Here is a 15,159-nt window from a genome sequence, read left to right as displayed (position 1 = left end):
AGTGTGACACAGAACTCATGCTCCTATCCACCAATAGTCAATTCACAGATAGGTTTGGAATTTTGCTCCCACAGCTCATCGCCCTGGATATGGACGGCACCCTACTGGACGGCAACGGCCAGCTTCCACCAGATTTTGCAGCGATCAGCACCCGTGCCCACCAGCTCGGAGTCACGCTCGTCCCCGCCTCGGGCCGCCAGCTTGCCACTCTGCAAGAGATGTTTCCGCAGGAAGACACCTTCATTGCCGAAAATGGCTCCGTCGTCGTGCACGATAATCGCGTTATCAGCGCCACTACCCTGCCCACCGCAGCGGTGCGCGCCGCCGTTGCTACCCTCCGCACTGTCGATGCCGCACATACCGTAGTGCTGTGTACTCCGGATACCGCCTATGTACATAAAGGCGCCGATGAGCAGGCCCGCGCAGAGATTTCCAAGTACTACAAGGCAGTGCAATGGGTAGATGACCTCGATGCCCTACTCGATGCGGACATAATCAAGATCGCGGTTTACTGCGCCGACGGCAGCGAAAAGCACCTCCACCAGCCTCTCCTCGCGGCCGTTCCGGAGCACAATATCGCCATTTCCGGCGCCGTCTGGCTCGACGTTATGGCCGCGGGCGTCAATAAAGGCGAAGCGCTACACACCATGGCCGAGCTCCTCGCGGTTCCCATCTCTCGCACCGCCGCCTTTGGCGATTTCCTCAATGACTACGAGCTTCTCCGCGAGGCCGGCACCGCCATCGCGATGGAGAATGCACACCCAAAGCTAAAGGAGATGGCCGATCGCATCGCCCCACCCAATACCGAATATGGGGTCATGACAGTTCTGCGTCAGCTTTTTGACAGCGAAGAGTCTTAGACTCGAATTTTCGCCTCCAGCCGGCGCCGCACCCTTGCTCCCCTCTTGGGGGCAAAGTGCTTGTGTGCAGGCTAAAATAATCCGTTTAGAAAATATACGTAGTGCTTTGGGAGTTTTTGTGAAGCAGATTTTGCGCTCACTGCTGGGAAAGAAGAAACCTGGGCGTTCAGATGAACCACGCACACCGGTCTATCAGCCAGTAAAGCCCAAAGCTGGCTCTGCCAGTGCGCCCCAGGCCCCAAATAAAAAAGATTCCGCGCCCCAAGAATCGGACAACACCAAGTCCACCACGAGTGCACGATCCACCACACCGCAAGGAAAACCACAGGACCGCTCTGCGCAGGAGGGCCAGTCTAAGGACCAAGCTAAGAAGACACCTGCAGGAAAGCCCGCGAAGGCTACCGAGCCCAAGCCTGCTGCCGCCAAAGACGCCTCTCGTCCCGAGGCCGCGCAGCCACACTCCAGCGCGGCAAATTCCGCTAAACCGCAGCGGGCAAAGGCAGCCTCGCAGTCGCCCGCAAACAAAGCAGCGACAAACAAGCCAGCTTCCCAAAATTCCGAATCTAAACCCGCCGCCACTAAGCAGAGCAAGCCAGCAGCCTCTCCTAAGTCAGCAGCGGTAGAGAAACAGCCGCAATCGAACGCGCAGGAGAAGAAGCCCCAACGCAAGGCGCACGAACCGGTTCAGCGACCGCGCCGCGGTGCCAGCTTTAGCTCCACGACCTCGCCGAGCTCCCCGAAGGCCGATTCTGCCCGCGATACCTCCCCGAAGCCGGCGGGAAAGCCCGGCAAAAAGCCGTCTCAGCAAGGCGCTGCAAAGCCATCGCAGCAGACTCGACCTGCAGCCCAACAACCAAAGAAGGCACCCAAGTCATCCACCTCTCCCAACCCGAAGAAGCCTTCCCCGAAGCCGGCGTCGCCGCGCCCGTCTGCTGCACAAGCACAGGCACCTTCTAAGCCAGCTAAACAACAAAAGGCTAAGCCGAAGCAGACTAACCCTGCCACCGCTAAACCTGCCACAGCCAAGCCGGCCGCAGACAAGCAGCAGCAAACACAGAAGCCACGCCCCCAAAAGCGCAGGCAGGAAGACACCGCAAAGGAGACGACTCAGCCACGCCCAGCATCGAAAGAAAAAAAACAGCCTTCTAAGAGCAAGGGCGAAACATGCACGCCTAGTACCGCAAACCAAAAGGCTGCCCCGCAGGCATCAGCACCGAAAACTGCTACACAAAAGAAGAACACTACTGCCCCCACGCCGAAGGCAACCGCACCAAGGACTGGGGCTGCCCCTTCCCAGCAGCCCACTAGGTCGGCTCAGAATAAGACTGCCCACAATAGGGATAAGGTAGCCCAGCCGAAGAAGGACCAAAGCGGATCCTCACAGGGCAGTCTTGATAAGCAGCAGGAGCAAAGGCCACAGCCACAGTCGAAGGCGTCGACGCCTCAGGACAAGGCTAGGAAGACGACAAAGCGCCGCCCAGAGGTAAAACCATCTGATATCAGCCGCGGGCTGGCCCGTAAATCTCAGCAGGTAGGCACCCCTACCTCGGCTCAGCAAAATCCACCGCGCGCTGTACCAAAGCCTAAAGCGAAGCAGCAGTCTGGACAGCCCCGGCCGAAGAAGGCAGAGCCCCAAGCAGCCCCAAAGACGGCTTCGGCAAAAACCAGCACGCCCGCAGCGACGGGTGGTATAGCTGGAGCAGGGGCGGCCACCGCCGCCGCTGCCGCCGCGGCTAAAGAGAGGCAACGAGACAAGGCACAGCCAGCAAAGGCACCACAGCCAGCTCCGAATAAGCCAAAGGCACCAGTAGCGCCGGACCAAGCGCAACCAGCTGCCCAGAAACCAGCAACACAGAAAGCGACAGCTCCGCAGGGGGATGCTAAATCCAAGTATCCGCTGCAAAAGCAGGCCAATGACCCTGAAGCGCTGGCGACACCGCCGGAGAGCAAGGTAGTCAAGAAAAAGCGTCACGCCCGTCTGCGCCAGGTCAAGGGTCTTGACGGCCTGCGCGGCCTCGCAGTCATTGCCGTGGTGCTCTATCACTTCTTCCCTTCCCTTCTACCCGGAGGCTACTTAGGCGTTGACCTCTTCTTCGTTCTTTCCGGATTCCTCATTACCTCGTTGCTGGTACGAGAATTCCGCACCTCCGGCACGATTAGCTTGAAAGATTTCTGGGTGCGGCGATTCCGGCGCATTCTCCCGGCCGCAGTATCCGTTCTGGTCATGTGCACCGCGCTGGTGGCATGGATCGGAGACGACCTAGCGGTTGGCTTGCGCCAGCAGTTCTTGGGCACCCTGTTCTTTGTCAATAACTGGACCCAAATCGCGACCTCCCAGTCCTACTTCGCGGACAATGAGATTCAGGTTTTCGCCCATTATTGGTCGCTGGCCGTAGAGGAGCAGTTCTATGTCATTTGGCCACTTCTTATCACCGGCGTTTTCCTGATCTCTCGCCGCAAGCCGCGCCGGCTTCCTATCCTCGTAGCGACGGTCTTGGCCATAGGCTCTGCCGTGGCCATGGCGCTTCTTTTCGTGCCGGGAGAGGACCCAACACGCGTCTACTACGGCACTGATACCCACGCTTTCGGCCTGCTCACCGGTGCCGTGCTGTCTTTGCTGATGACATCTACTAAGTCTGACCCAAAGGCGGATTCTTGGGCCGCGGCCGGCAAGTCTGAATCCCGTATAGCAGGGGTCATCGGCGCCCTAGCTCTCCTCGGCTACGGTGCACAGCTATTCCTCATGCCGGATGATGCGGAAATCACCTACCGGGGCGGGCTCCTCCTCACCAGCGTGCTCGGTGTCCTTATGGTCTGGGGCGTGGTCCGCGAATACGGCCCTATGACCTCGCTATTTAGGACCAAGGTCATGCGCTGGTTTGGCCAGCGTTCCTTCTCGCTGTATCTCTGGCACTGGCCAGTCATCATGATTCTCAAGGCGCTTTTCGAGGGCAACCAGAATTCCGATAAATCCTGGATTCTGGGCCTGGTAGCCGTGCCAATTTCGTTGCTTCTATCCGAGATTTCTTATCAGTTCATTGAAAATCCGTTCCGCCGCGGCGGATATAAGAAGACGTGGAAGACCTACTGGTCATCCCGCCCAGGATTTAGCGAATTGCGCGATGGCTTTGGCAAGACCATGTGGCCGGTAGTCCCATTCCTCGTCATTGCCTCTGTAGCGGGCGTAGTCTACGGCGTTATTAACTCCAGCGATAAAACTGAGTTGGAGCAGCAATTGGAACAGCTCCAGCAGCAGAACCAGAGCAGCAACAATGCCCCAGTTCAGCCGAATAATGCTGCACCACAGCCACCTGCCGAGGACGAGGATCAGACTTCTTCGAAGGACAAGAAGACCCGCCCCATGCCACAGGGTAAGGACATTACCGCTGTGGGTGACTCTGTGATGCTGGCTTCTAGCGGCGCCCTCAAGCAGCGCTTCCCGCAGATTTATGTCGATGCAGACGTATCCCGCCACTACACCGCGGGAATTCAAGTTCTCCAGCAGCTGAAGGATTCCGGCCAGCTGCGCGATACCGTTTTCCTCGGGTTCGGCACTAACGGACCTGCCTTCCCGGATCAGATCAAGGAAGCTCTAGATATCATCGGCAAAGACCGCACCGTTGTTATGGCGGTTCCCTATGGCGACCGTGAATGGATGTCCCAGTCCCAACAGGATGTCATTGATGCAGCCAAGGAATACGACAATGTCTACATCGCTGACTGGTGCGGACACGCTCAGAGCGACCCCGCAATCCTCTATTCCGATGGTGTTCACCCAATGCCGGAGCGCACCGGCGAGTATTCGGATGCCTTCTACGATGCCCTGAAGCAGTACTCGAAATACGACAAGACTGTGTCCTCGCAGTGCGCGCCGCAGTAGAGGCGTAGTAAGTGCCGGAGTGCGGCGTCGGCAAGCGCCTAGGCTCCCCCTGCCCGCCCTTCGCGCTCACCGGAAGCTCATGCACCACTAGCATTAGCATTCGCCGTGAGCGCGGAGGGCGTTATGCTATACGGGCCTAGACATGGATAAAGCTCGCCCTCTACAGCGCGGTAGAGGGCGAGCTTTATTCGTTGGGATTAGTCGACGGAGAATTCTCCCATCTTGTCCCAACCGGTGCGGCCGTCGATGTGGACGTTAATGATGTCCGGAGTCTCCACGAGGTACTTCGGGAACTCCTCGGTCGAGCGCTGGAAGTGCTCGCTCTGGACGTGCTCTACGTCCTTGCCGTCTACGTAGGACTCCAGCAGCAGGAAGCGCTGGCGATCTTCCGGATCACGGAACCACTTAAAGTCGATGCAGCCCGGCTCTGCATTGCAGGCCTCGGTGTACCAGTTAATTTCATCGAGGAAGGTCTCTGCATATTCAGGCTTGACGTGGAATTGTACGTTAATCAGAATCATGCCTCGATTCTACCGGTGCCTTGCGGCTTCGTCATCGTTGCAGATGAATGCTAGGAACGCGGCGGAATCGAGGCTTGCGATAAGAAATTTAGTTGAGGAAGAACTCCGCAACATAGATGTAGATCCCATCGTAGGCGGTTGCCACGCCAAAGCCGTGCTGGGGAGCAGCGTTGACTGGGACGTCGCGGTTGAACCAGTTCAGGCGGTCTTGCGCCTGTTGTTCATTAAGGCGACGAACCGTGCCCTGGCCCTCGTCCTTGTGATTCAACCCGTGGGCTATGCCATCCTTGTACTCAAGCTTGCCGGCGGCACCTTGGTTGGCCCATTCCTGGGCGATAGCCGCTGCACGCGCATCTTTACGGTGCCCGGCCTCTTCAAGGTGGGCGGTGGTGGCGGCGCCTAGCTGGCCGGCAACCTTGGGCGCCTGGCCCACCGGCTTGGCGAGGAATTCTGGCAGCGGGATATTGTACTTCTCGGCCAGCTCATAGGCCTGCGGCGGCAGGGTGAGGCGGAAATCTTCTAAAGCGGCGAAAGGATCAGAAGAAAGCTGCTGAGCCTGCGAAGAAGCCTGCTGAATCTGCGGCGGCAAGGCCGGCTGAGCAGAGGCCACGGTAGACGTTCCGGAGATCACGAGGACGGTGGATAGGGCGGCTACGGTTGCGCGGTGAGAAAGCTTCATGCCCTCCACCGTGCCACAAAGCGCCAGCAAAAAGGAAGGCGTTTCGGAGCTACATAGGCAATTCGATACAACTTTGTTATGTCCCCGAATTCTGAGGCCACCACGGGTAATGGGACAATGACCCCACGGCGCATTTGGCTGGACTAGTGCGAAAGGTTATTGGCTGTTGCTGGACGTATTGACTGGGTTTGCAATCATTTTCGTAGTCATCGGTGTGGGATTTGTGCTGGCGCACAGGGGCATCATTGGCAAGGGCGAGGCGCGATTGCAATTCAACCGCACCGCCTTTTGGGCGGCAACGCCGGCTCTTATTTTCTCCAGCGTGGCTAAATCCGATACCTCTGCGTTCGTATCTCCCGTGGTGGCTGTTATCGCGGTTGCGTCCATAGCCACCATGGCTGTGTACTGGCTGTGCAGCCGGCTACTCTTTCCGCGCAGTGGTGGCGAAACCATGGCAGGTGCCGCAGCGGCGAGCTATTACAACTCGGTCAATATTGGCCTGCCGATTGCCACCTATGTCATAGGTGATGCCACCTACGTCATCCCTGCTTTGGTCCTCCAGATGGCGGTGCTCTCGCCGTTTATCATTGCGGGACTCAATGCGCGGGGCACCAGCATGCGATCAATATGGAGCTCCGTGGTCTCCGGAATTACCGCGCCTGTAGTGCTAGCTGCGGTGGCGGGATTTATCGTCTCCGCAGCAGAGTGGCAGCTACCGGATGTGGTGATGAAGCCATTAGAGATTCTGGGTGGCGCATCTATTCCCATGATCCTCATGAGCTTTGGCGCCTCTTTAAAAGGCGATGCACTGTTGGAAGAAGACCGTCTACCCACCGTTACCGCGACGGTTTTGAAGTTGGTAGGAATGCCCGCTATCGCGCTGACTGTAGGTACCGCCTTGGGTTTGGGCGGCGCGCAGTTATACGCGGCGCTAATTTTGGCAGCCTTGCCCACGGCGCAAAACGTGTATAACTATGCCGCCACCTATGAGGTGGGAGAAACCGTGGCCCGGGATACAGTTTTTCTCACTACTTTCCTCTCGCTGCCGGCGATGCTGGCCATCGCAGCCCTATTTGGCTAAAAGACCTAGTAAACGCCGACGTCGAGTGCGGCAAATTCGCGCTGCAGCTCATCGGGATCGATGTCTCCTGCCACGTCTGGCCCGGCGATGGCGGCGAAGCCGTCGAGCACCGAAGCCCCATAATTATGTCCGTGTCCATCGGAAACGTCCTTTGCGCCGGGCAGATCGGCGGCTACCTGCAGGGAAGAGATGATGGGCATCCATCGCATTACGCGCTCGGCAGAGTACGGTGTCCGCTCACGCATCCAATCCGGTTCTGTGAAGGCCGTCTGAGGCGACCACCAAGCCACGGGATCCGAGGGGTGCTGAATATAGAGCATGCGGGTGCGCCCCCACTCTTGTTCCGGCACCGTACCCCACTGGCGCACCTGTGCATCATCATTGGCAAAGCGCACCACGAGGCCCCCGGCATATTCGGGGGAGATCTCAGAGGATCCGGGGTCGCGGCGCTCTACAAACTGGGTACGCAAGCGGTTAAAGTGCGGCGGTCCGGTCAGCAGAATGCCATCGACGGAGTTGGCAATGTCGCGCACCCCAGAAAAAGCCGCTTCAATGCCGGTGGTGCCCAAGGATTCACCATATAGGTAGAGCTTCGGGCGCTTGTCCTCCGGCAGCCCGTTCCACCAGTCCACAATAGGGTTGATGAACTCCTCCCCGGCGCGCTCTACCTGGGCGCCGCCTGATAGAAAGTGCAGTGCAGAAGGCATAGCGGAGTATTGGGCGGCCGCAATGGCGGTATCGCCGCCGTAGAGGAGTTCGAAGGCTTGGGCAGAATAGGACGACACCCATCCTGTGCCGGTGGTCATAATCAGCAGCAGGGCTTTGCGGTCTTGGGCGTGGGTGCGCTCTAGTTCGTCGATAAGCAACTGCGCTCGTTCCTCATTGGAGTCACGATTGCCCAGGCCAGCATAGGCGCGGATGGGTTCTTTGGCGGGTTTTCCGGTCACCTTCTCCAATTCCGCACGGTGCGCACCGGAAGAAAGGAAGCGCGAGCCCTGCAGGCCCACGCCGTTCCAATCCACACGGGACGTCGGGGAACCACTACGTTCGGCGGTGGAGGGCCGCTGGGTGGCGGGATCAGGCTCGGCGTTTTGGGCGGTAAAAAAGCGCTCTCCCACCCCCACGATGGCACCAGGGATGAGGTTTTCCACGGTATACGTGCCCACCAGCGCCACGATGACCACCGCGCCTACGACGCGGTAGGCAGCGCGGAAGCGCTGGGGAAAGTGGCTAGAAAGCCAACGCACGCAAAAGCGCAGGACACGCAATATGAACAAGAAGGCAGTAAATACCGCTAGGGCGAGGGGAACCACAAGAACATAGCTGGCAATGGTCGGCGCCGGGGCAGCTAAGGCATCTGCAAGTTGACGCTGCCAACGCACGGCGAAGACAGCAAAGCCCACCATCCACAGCACAAAGACGCCGGTAGCGATGCGAGAGGCAACGCGGTAGCGCCTAGGCGGCCACGTGGTGGCATCGAGCCAGGAATATCGGGGCGCCACATAGCGCACCACGAGCCGGTACCACACGTGCTTGAGAGCAATGCCCAGCGTATAACCAAGTCCGGCGGCGATGCCGGAGACCAGCCCTTGGTAGAGCCAGTCCCGCGGCAGGAGGGATGGGGTAAGGCCTAGGGTAAAAAGGACTGCTGCGCCGATAATGCCCCACAGATCGAGGTGACCGACGATATCGGCGATGCGAGCCTCTACCCTTCGAGCTTCTCCCCCAACTCCAGCCATTCCATCTCCAGTTCCTCGTAGGCGCTACGGTTGTCTTTTAGTTCTCCGTCCAGTTCGGTCAAGGCTTGACTGTCGACCTTTTCCGCAGCAGTTGCCATTTTCTCATTAATCTGCGCGGCCGCCTTCTCGAGCTTTTGCATCTTGCGCTCGAGCGCGTTCATTTTCTTGGTGATTTCGCGCTCCTGCTGGGATGAGAGCTTCTTTTCCGGCTTCGGTGTAGAACTGTCTGGTTTCTTCTCTCCCAGATTGAGTACACCGGAGCTCTGCTGTGCCTCAAGTGCGGCGCGCTTGCGCAGATACTCATCGATACCGCCGGGCAGGTTGGTGAGCTTGCTATCTCCAAAGAGCGCATAAGTATTGTCCGCGATGCGCTCGATAAGGTAGCGATCGTGCGAAATGACCACCATAGTTCCTGGCCAAGAATCCAAGAGAGACTCCAGTTCCTGCAGGGTATCAATATCGAGGTCGTTGGTGGGCTCGTCTAGCAGCAACACATTAGGCTCGGCCATGAGCACGCGAGTAAGCTGCAGGCGGCGGCGCTCGCCGCCAGAGAGATCTCCTACCGGGGTGCGCTGTCGCTTGGCAGAAAAACCTAGACGCTCGGCCAGCTGAGAGGCGGAAAGCTCCTTTTTACCAAGCTGGACATAGGTGGCGACGTCTTCGACGGCGTCGATAAGCCGGCGTTGCGGATCCAGGTCATCGAGCTCTTGTCGCAACCAGCCAAGGCGCACCGTTTGGCCCTCGATGCGCTTGCCCGCGGCCAGCTCGTACTCGCCGGCCAGGGTGCGCAATAAGGTGGTCTTGCCAGAACCATTGACGCCTACCAAACCAATGCGCTCGCCAGGGGCTAGGCGCCAAGTAAGGTGATCGACCAAGGTGCGGCCGTCTGGGGACTTGACGGTGGCATCCTCAAGCTCGATGACCACGCGGCCCTGGCGCTGCTTGGAAAAGGCCATGAGCTCGACCTTATTGCGCGGCTCCGGTACGTCTGCGATGAGCGCCTCGGCAGCTTCAATGCGGTAGCGCGGCTTGGAAGTACGCGCGGGCGCGCCACGGCGCAGCCACGCCAGCTCCTTGCGGGCAAGATTCTTGCGGCGCTGTTCCATGGCATCGGCCTGACGGGCGCGTTCGGCGCGGGCGAAGGTCCAGTCGTTGTAGCCGCCCTCGTAGGTATCAACCACGCCATCGTGCACCTCCCAGGTCCACGTGGCCACGGTATCGAGGAACCAGCGATCGTGGGTGACCACGACCACGGCTAGATTGCGCTTGAGCAGGTGATCTGCGATCCACTGCACGCCCTCCACATCGAGGTGGTTGGTGGGCTCATCGAGCACCACGAGGTCCAGATCCTGCACCAGCGCCGCGGCTAGGTTCACGCGGCGGCGCTCTCCACCAGAAAGCGAACCTACTGGGGTATCTAGCCCAAGATCCACAATACCCAGGCCGCCCAAGACATCGCGCACCTTGGCATTGGATGCCCACTCATAGGTCTCCAGTTCTAGGGGCTCGATAATGACTTGGGCGATGGTTAGCTCATCGGGGAGGTCGAAGCGCTGGGTAACCACCGCCATGCGCAGGTCCGAAGTATGGGATACACGACCAGCATCGGGCGGTTCGATGCCGGTAAGCACCTCCAGCAGGGTGGTTTTTCCGCCGCCATTAACGCCGACGATGCCAATCCGATCGCCGCTTTGCACACCTAGGGACACCCCGTCTAAAAGGGTTTTTAATCCATAAGTTTTGCTGACTTGCTCGAGGTTGATCAGGTTTGCCATAACGAGTGTCCATCTTAATACTTCCCTGCGCGTACCCCCGCATTTCTGCTACCTATTGCTATTGATTTTCAGGTCCAATATTGTTTCTACGTATGAAGAATTACACACTTTCCCTCTGCACAGTCCTGTCCGCTGCCGCAGTAGCCATCGCCTCCTGCTCCGCCCCCACCGAGGAGGAAAAGGACTCACTACACTCCCACAACCATGCACATAGTGAGGCCGACCATGCCCATGAACACGACCATGAGCACGCGCATGACCACGAGCACGGCCATGAACACGCTGGGCACTCACACGAAGGCTTCGAAGCCGAAGAGGGTGAGACCGAGGTAGCCCAGCTGCCCACCCGCATCGTTATCTCTCATGCGGACGGCTTGAGCGCTTATGACGCCAAAACGGGCAAAGTAATCGGCGAGGACAAGATGAATGCCTTCCTTCGCCTCAGCGATGCCGGAGATAATCGCCACGTCATGGTGACTAAGGGCGATAGCTTCCTCACCTACGACACTGGGCGCATTACCAAGGGCCATGGTGATCACAACCACTACTACACCGCAGAGCCCGCGCTTGGCGACGCCCCCATTAAGGCACCGCATGCCGGCCACGTGGTCCACCACGACGGCTTTACCGCGCTATTTTCAGATGGCGATGGCGTAGCAAAAATTTATAAAACCGAAGACATTGGCAAAAAGGACGCCCAGCCAGTCAATACCGTTGATACTGGGGCCGCACACCACGGTGTGGCCGTACCGCTCAAGGATGGCTCGGTAGTTATCACTAAGGGCACCGAGGACGAACGCCACACCATCCAGCATCTGGACAAGGAGGGCAAGCTCCTTACTGAGACCACCAAATGCCCTGGTGTGCATGGCGAGGCTGCCGCTGGTAACGGCAATATTTTCTTTGGCTGCGAGGACGGCCCTGTGGTTTTTGATGGCAAGAAGTTCCACAAGGTAGACGCTTCTGCTTATGCCGGTGCAGGAGGCTACCAGCGCTCCGGAAATGCCGCAGGCTCGGAAGAATCCGATGTTATTCTGGCCGATAATAAAACTGACAAGGACGCAGAGCTCGAGCGCCCTACCTCCGTAACCTTGGTAGATACCAAGAATTTTTCGGCCAAGAAGGTAGACCTCGATGCTTCTTATTGGTTCCGCTCCCTAGCCCGCGGCCCGCTGGGCGAGGCGCTAGTACTCACCACCGACGGAAAGCTTAACGTCATCGATCCAGACTCCGGTGAGATCACCAAGCAGATTGATGCCATTACCCCGTGGAAGGAAAATAAGGAATGGCAGCAGCCGGGCCCCATTCTGCAGGCTGCTGATGGCTATGCGTTCATTACTGACGCGCAAAAGAAGCAACTCGTGGTGATCGACCTCCTCCAGGAAAAGGAAGTCAACCGCTTCGATCTCGACATCGAGCCCACCGAGATGACGGTGCTCTAACTACAGCACCACGGCGCCATCAGCTGGCCCCTGGGTAGCCACTCCCTTGGTGCCGGGAATCTCCACCGTCACTTGGGCCACCACTTCCCGAGCTTCCGCTGCTCCCGCACAGAGGAAGGCACAGGTCGGCCCGCTGCCGGAGACAATGCCCGCGAGGGCTCCGGCAGCCACGCCGGCCTCCAAAGTTTTACGCAGATCGGGGCGCAGCGAAAGGGCCGCCGGCTGCAAATCATTATGCAAGTGCTGCGCCACTCGGTGCGGATCGCCCGAGATGAGCGCCTGCGATACCGCGGCGGTGTCCATGTGTGGCTCACCGCCGCGGCCCTTCTCCCGCATCTCATCGAGCTTATGAAAGACCTGCGGGGTAGAAAGCCCCCGGTCCGAGGCGATGAGCGCCCAATGGTAGGTACCGCGCGCCATCATCGGGGTCAGCTGCTCGCCGCGCCCCGTGCCGAGCGCGGTGCCGCCCAGCAGCGTAAAGGGAACATCCGAGCCCAATGCCGCACCCAGCGCATCCAAGATCGGCTCACCCACCGAATCGATGCCGTAATAGCCGCCATAGCAGCGCTCAGCCAGTCGCAGCGCGGCCGCCGCATCCGCTGATCCACCCGCCATGCCACCAGCGGTAGGGATGGCCTTATGGATTTCCAGCGCCACCTCCGGCAACGCCTTCGGCCCATGGGTGGTGTACAAGTACTGCATTATGCGGTTTACCGCGGTCCACGCCAAGTTCGTATAGTCCCCCGGCACACCTTGTGCGTGAGGGCCCGTGACTGTTAATCCTTGAATGCGTGGCTTATCCACCTCGAGGTTGCCGAGGTCCGTCAATGTCACGGTGTCGTGCAATTCCAAAGACTGAAAGACGCTGGCGAGCTCATGAAAGCCATCCTCGCGTGGCTCATCCACGCCAAGGTGAATATTGATCTTGGAGTGAGCCCGAGCCGTGTAGACGAATGGTTCGTTATCGATGGGGGCGGTCATTAGATTCCTGCCAATCGTACAAAGTCTTCTACGCTAAGCTTTTCGCCGCGCTGCTTCGGATCAATGTCTGCCGCTCGCAGCGCCTCCTCGGCATCGGCTCCCGAACCAAAGTGACCCGATAATGCCGCGCGCAAAGTCTTGCGGCGTTGGGCAAAGGCGGCGTCGATAACCGGCCAGACCTTAGCACGCGACTCGTCAGTGACGGGCCAAGGAGCAGAGTCGAAGACGTCTATGCGTACCAGCCCGGATTCAATATTGGGCGCCGGCCAAAAGACATTCTTACCAATCGTGCCGGCTTTGGAGACCTTGCCATAAAAGCCCGCCTTGACCGAGGGCACGCCGTAGACCTTGCTGCCCGGCTTTGCAGCGAGACGATCCGCTACCTCTAGCTGAACCATAACCAGCACGCGGCGAATGGAAGGGAATGTCTCCAATAGGTGCAGCAGCACCGGAACGGCCACGTTATAAGGCAAGTTGGCCACCAGAGCGGTTGGCTCTGTGACATCAGTTTTTGTCACCCGCAGTGCATCCTTTTCCACCACCCGAAGGCGCTGGGCACGCCTAGGTGCCCGCTCGGCCACGGTATCGGGCAGTTGCGCGGCTAGGCGCGAATCGATTTCTACCGCGGTAACCTCACCCACGGCTTCAACCAGGCCAAGGGTCAGCGAGCCCAATCCGGGGCCTACCTCGAGTACGCGATCTGCGGGATCCAGCTCAGCGGCGGCGACGATGCGCCGGATGGTATTCGGATCGTGCAGAAAGTTCTGCCCCAGCTTCTTCGTGGGCACAATATCGAGCTTCTCCGCGAGGGCGCGGATCTCTACGGGCCCCAAAAGCGCGGCGCCGGTGGAATCAGTCATGCCCTCTAATTTAGTAGAAGAGGTGAAAAAGCCGCACACCACAGTGTGGCGTGCGGCGATAAGGCGCTTCAGTTTAGCGCAGGCCCAGCTTGGAAGTACATGCTGGCCAAGCGCCCCAACCCTGCGCGGCCTGCACCTTTTCCGCTACGGCAATCTGCTGCTCGCGGGAAGCCTGCCATGCTTCCGGTGCGTACTCAGTGCCACCGAATGCGGCCCAAGTCGATGGAGTAAACTGCAGGCCGCCGGAGAAACCATTGCCGGTATTGATAGACCAATTGCCGGTGGCCTCACATTGTGCAATGGAATCCCAGACGGAGCCATCGGCGACTGCCGGAGCAGCAGCACCAGAGTTGCCGCCCTCCTCTGGCTTAGCTTCCTCGGCCTTCTTGGTGCCGCGGGCGATGGTGGCAGCCTTAGGCTCTACGGTCACCTTTTCCTTGATGACGTCATTAGATTCCTTGGCGCCGTCCTTCATTACCAGCTTGTGGGTAATAACGCGCTTGCCCTTAACGCCTTCCTCGCGGACCTCCTCGGTGCCCTCTTCAAGCTCTGGGTCATCGACGAAGTTTGGCTCGGCATCAAACTCTTCTTCCGAGTCATAGACGGTGGTAGAAACCTGATCTACCTTGATGGACATACCGTCGGTAACCTTGGTGTCCTTGGATGGGAAGACTCGATCATCATCGTCAACGTCAATATTGCGAGCCTTAAGAACGTCCTCGACGGTCTTGGCAGCAATCTTGGTGTAGGTTACCTTGCCACCGTCATTAATCTTGACGATCTTCGGGGAAACAACCTCAAGGTTCATGCCCTCTTCTAGCTGGGCATCCTCGTCCACGTCAGAGTCGCCAGACTTAATAGAAGCACCCTTGGCCACCCCACTTAGGTTGCCCAATAGGTCAGAGACGGTGAGATCGGTGGTGGACAGCTGTTGCTGCACGCCATCGATAGTCACAGCCACCGGCTTTGCGGTACGCACGGAAATCTCATCGCCATCGCCCACAGATTCGGAGGGGGCGGGGTAGACAATGTCTTCCTCCCCTACCTGGACGCCAGCTGCTTCCAGCGCACCGTCGACGTCCTTAGCAAAAGTAGCCAGCTCCACCTTGTCGCCGTTGATGTCCACGGTGACATCCTTTTGTGACGCTACGGCAACCACACCGCCAACGGCCAGGGTGCCCAGTACGCCACCCGTTGCCAGGCGCAGTGGCAGCGAGCGGGAGTTATTGATGCGCTTGATCTGATGAGGTGACATGCTGGATAAATCTCCGGTAGTGCAGGTTTCAACAATTACAAGAGTTTAGGCCAGCAAAGTTGTCCTCGCAGGCAATTGCTGTGCTC

General features: G+C 58.7%; 11 protein-coding genes. 4 read left to right on the top strand and 7 right to left on the bottom strand.

The window, feature by feature from the left end; genetic code table 11:
- Positions 1-17: 17 nt before the first annotated feature.
- Positions 18-860 (top strand): HAD family hydrolase, encoded by an 843-nt coding sequence (locus L8V22_RS08115; protein ID WP_238801789.1) that lies wholly within the window; start codon positions 18-20, stop codon positions 858-860.
- 118 nt (positions 861-978) lie between these two features.
- Positions 979-4,740 (top strand): acyltransferase family protein, encoded by a 3,762-nt coding sequence (locus L8V22_RS08110; RefSeq protein WP_269966446.1) that lies wholly within the window; start codon positions 979-981, stop codon positions 4,738-4,740.
- Between the two features lie 197 nt (positions 4,741-4,937).
- Here the strand turns inward: L8V22_RS08110 and L8V22_RS08105 are convergent, their stop codons facing one another.
- Both L8V22_RS08105 and L8V22_RS08100 read right to left on the bottom strand, forming a co-directional pair.
- The gene (locus L8V22_RS08105) at positions 4,938-5,261 is read right to left on the bottom strand and encodes a putative quinol monooxygenase (RefSeq protein WP_238801791.1); all 324 of its coding nucleotides are present in this window, start codon (positions 5,259-5,261) and stop codon (positions 4,938-4,940) included.
- Positions 5,262-5,349: 88 nt separating this feature from the next.
- The gene (locus L8V22_RS08100) at positions 5,350-5,940 is read right to left on the bottom strand and encodes a hypothetical protein (protein ID WP_238801792.1); all 591 of its coding nucleotides are present in this window, start codon (positions 5,938-5,940) and stop codon (positions 5,350-5,352) included.
- Between the two features lie 166 nt (positions 5,941-6,106).
- Here L8V22_RS08100 and L8V22_RS08095 point away from each other — a divergent pair, with 166 nt between their 5' ends.
- The gene (locus tag L8V22_RS08095) at positions 6,107-7,021 is read left to right on the top strand and encodes an AEC family transporter (protein WP_238801793.1); all 915 of its coding nucleotides are present in this window, start codon (positions 6,107-6,109) and stop codon (positions 7,019-7,021) included.
- Positions 7,022-7,026: 5 nt separating this feature from the next.
- On the opposite strand, the gene L8V22_RS08090 is transcribed toward L8V22_RS08095, so the two are convergent.
- Together L8V22_RS08090 and L8V22_RS08085 are read right to left on the bottom strand one after the other, a co-directional pair.
- A complete protein-coding gene (locus tag L8V22_RS08090) occupies positions 7,027-8,760 on the bottom strand; it encodes an alpha/beta-hydrolase family protein (RefSeq protein ID WP_238801794.1) in 1,734 nt (577 codons plus the stop codon).
- Positions 8,727-10,535, bottom strand: a complete 1,809-nt coding sequence (locus tag L8V22_RS08085; RefSeq protein ID WP_238801795.1) for an ABC-F family ATP-binding cassette domain-containing protein — start codon at positions 10,533-10,535, stop codon at positions 8,727-8,729. Before L8V22_RS08085 ends, L8V22_RS08090 begins: the two co-directional genes overlap by 34 nt.
- A 92-nt stretch (positions 10,536-10,627) precedes the next feature.
- On the opposite strand from L8V22_RS08085, the gene L8V22_RS08080 reads away from it, so the two are divergent.
- Positions 10,628-11,977 carry a hypothetical protein gene (locus L8V22_RS08080; protein ID WP_238801796.1) on the top strand — a complete coding sequence of 450 codons (1,350 nt, stop codon included), beginning with the start codon at positions 10,628-10,630 and terminating at the stop codon, positions 11,975-11,977.
- Here the strand turns inward: L8V22_RS08080 and L8V22_RS08075 are convergent, their stop codons facing one another.
- The 3 genes from L8V22_RS08075 to L8V22_RS08065 all read right to left on the bottom strand — a co-directional run bounded on the left by L8V22_RS08075 (position 11,978) and on the right by L8V22_RS08065 (position 15,073).
- On the bottom strand, positions 11,978-12,958 hold the full coding sequence (locus tag L8V22_RS08075) for a 4-(cytidine 5'-diphospho)-2-C-methyl-D-erythritol kinase (protein WP_238801797.1): 981 nt from the start codon (positions 12,956-12,958) through the stop codon (positions 11,978-11,980).
- Positions 12,958-13,818, bottom strand: a complete 861-nt coding sequence (rsmA, locus tag L8V22_RS08070; RefSeq protein ID WP_238801798.1) for a 16S rRNA (adenine(1518)-N(6)/adenine(1519)-N(6))-dimethyltransferase RsmA — start codon at positions 13,816-13,818, stop codon at positions 12,958-12,960. The genes L8V22_RS08075 and rsmA overlap by 1 nt, the downstream gene beginning before the upstream one ends.
- 73 nt (positions 13,819-13,891) lie before the next feature.
- Positions 13,892-15,073: a resuscitation-promoting factor gene (locus tag L8V22_RS08065; RefSeq protein ID WP_238801799.1), complete on the bottom strand. Its 1,182-nt coding sequence runs from the start codon at positions 15,071-15,073 to the stop codon at positions 13,892-13,894.
- Between the last annotated feature and the right edge of the window lie 86 nt (positions 15,074-15,159).

The sequence above is a fragment of the Corynebacterium yonathiae genome (genome assembly GCF_027570195.1).
GTDB classification, from domain to species: domain Bacteria; phylum Actinomycetota; class Actinomycetes; order Mycobacteriales; family Mycobacteriaceae; genus Corynebacterium; species Corynebacterium yonathiae.
This window is presented reverse-complemented; position numbering and strand designations above follow the sequence as displayed.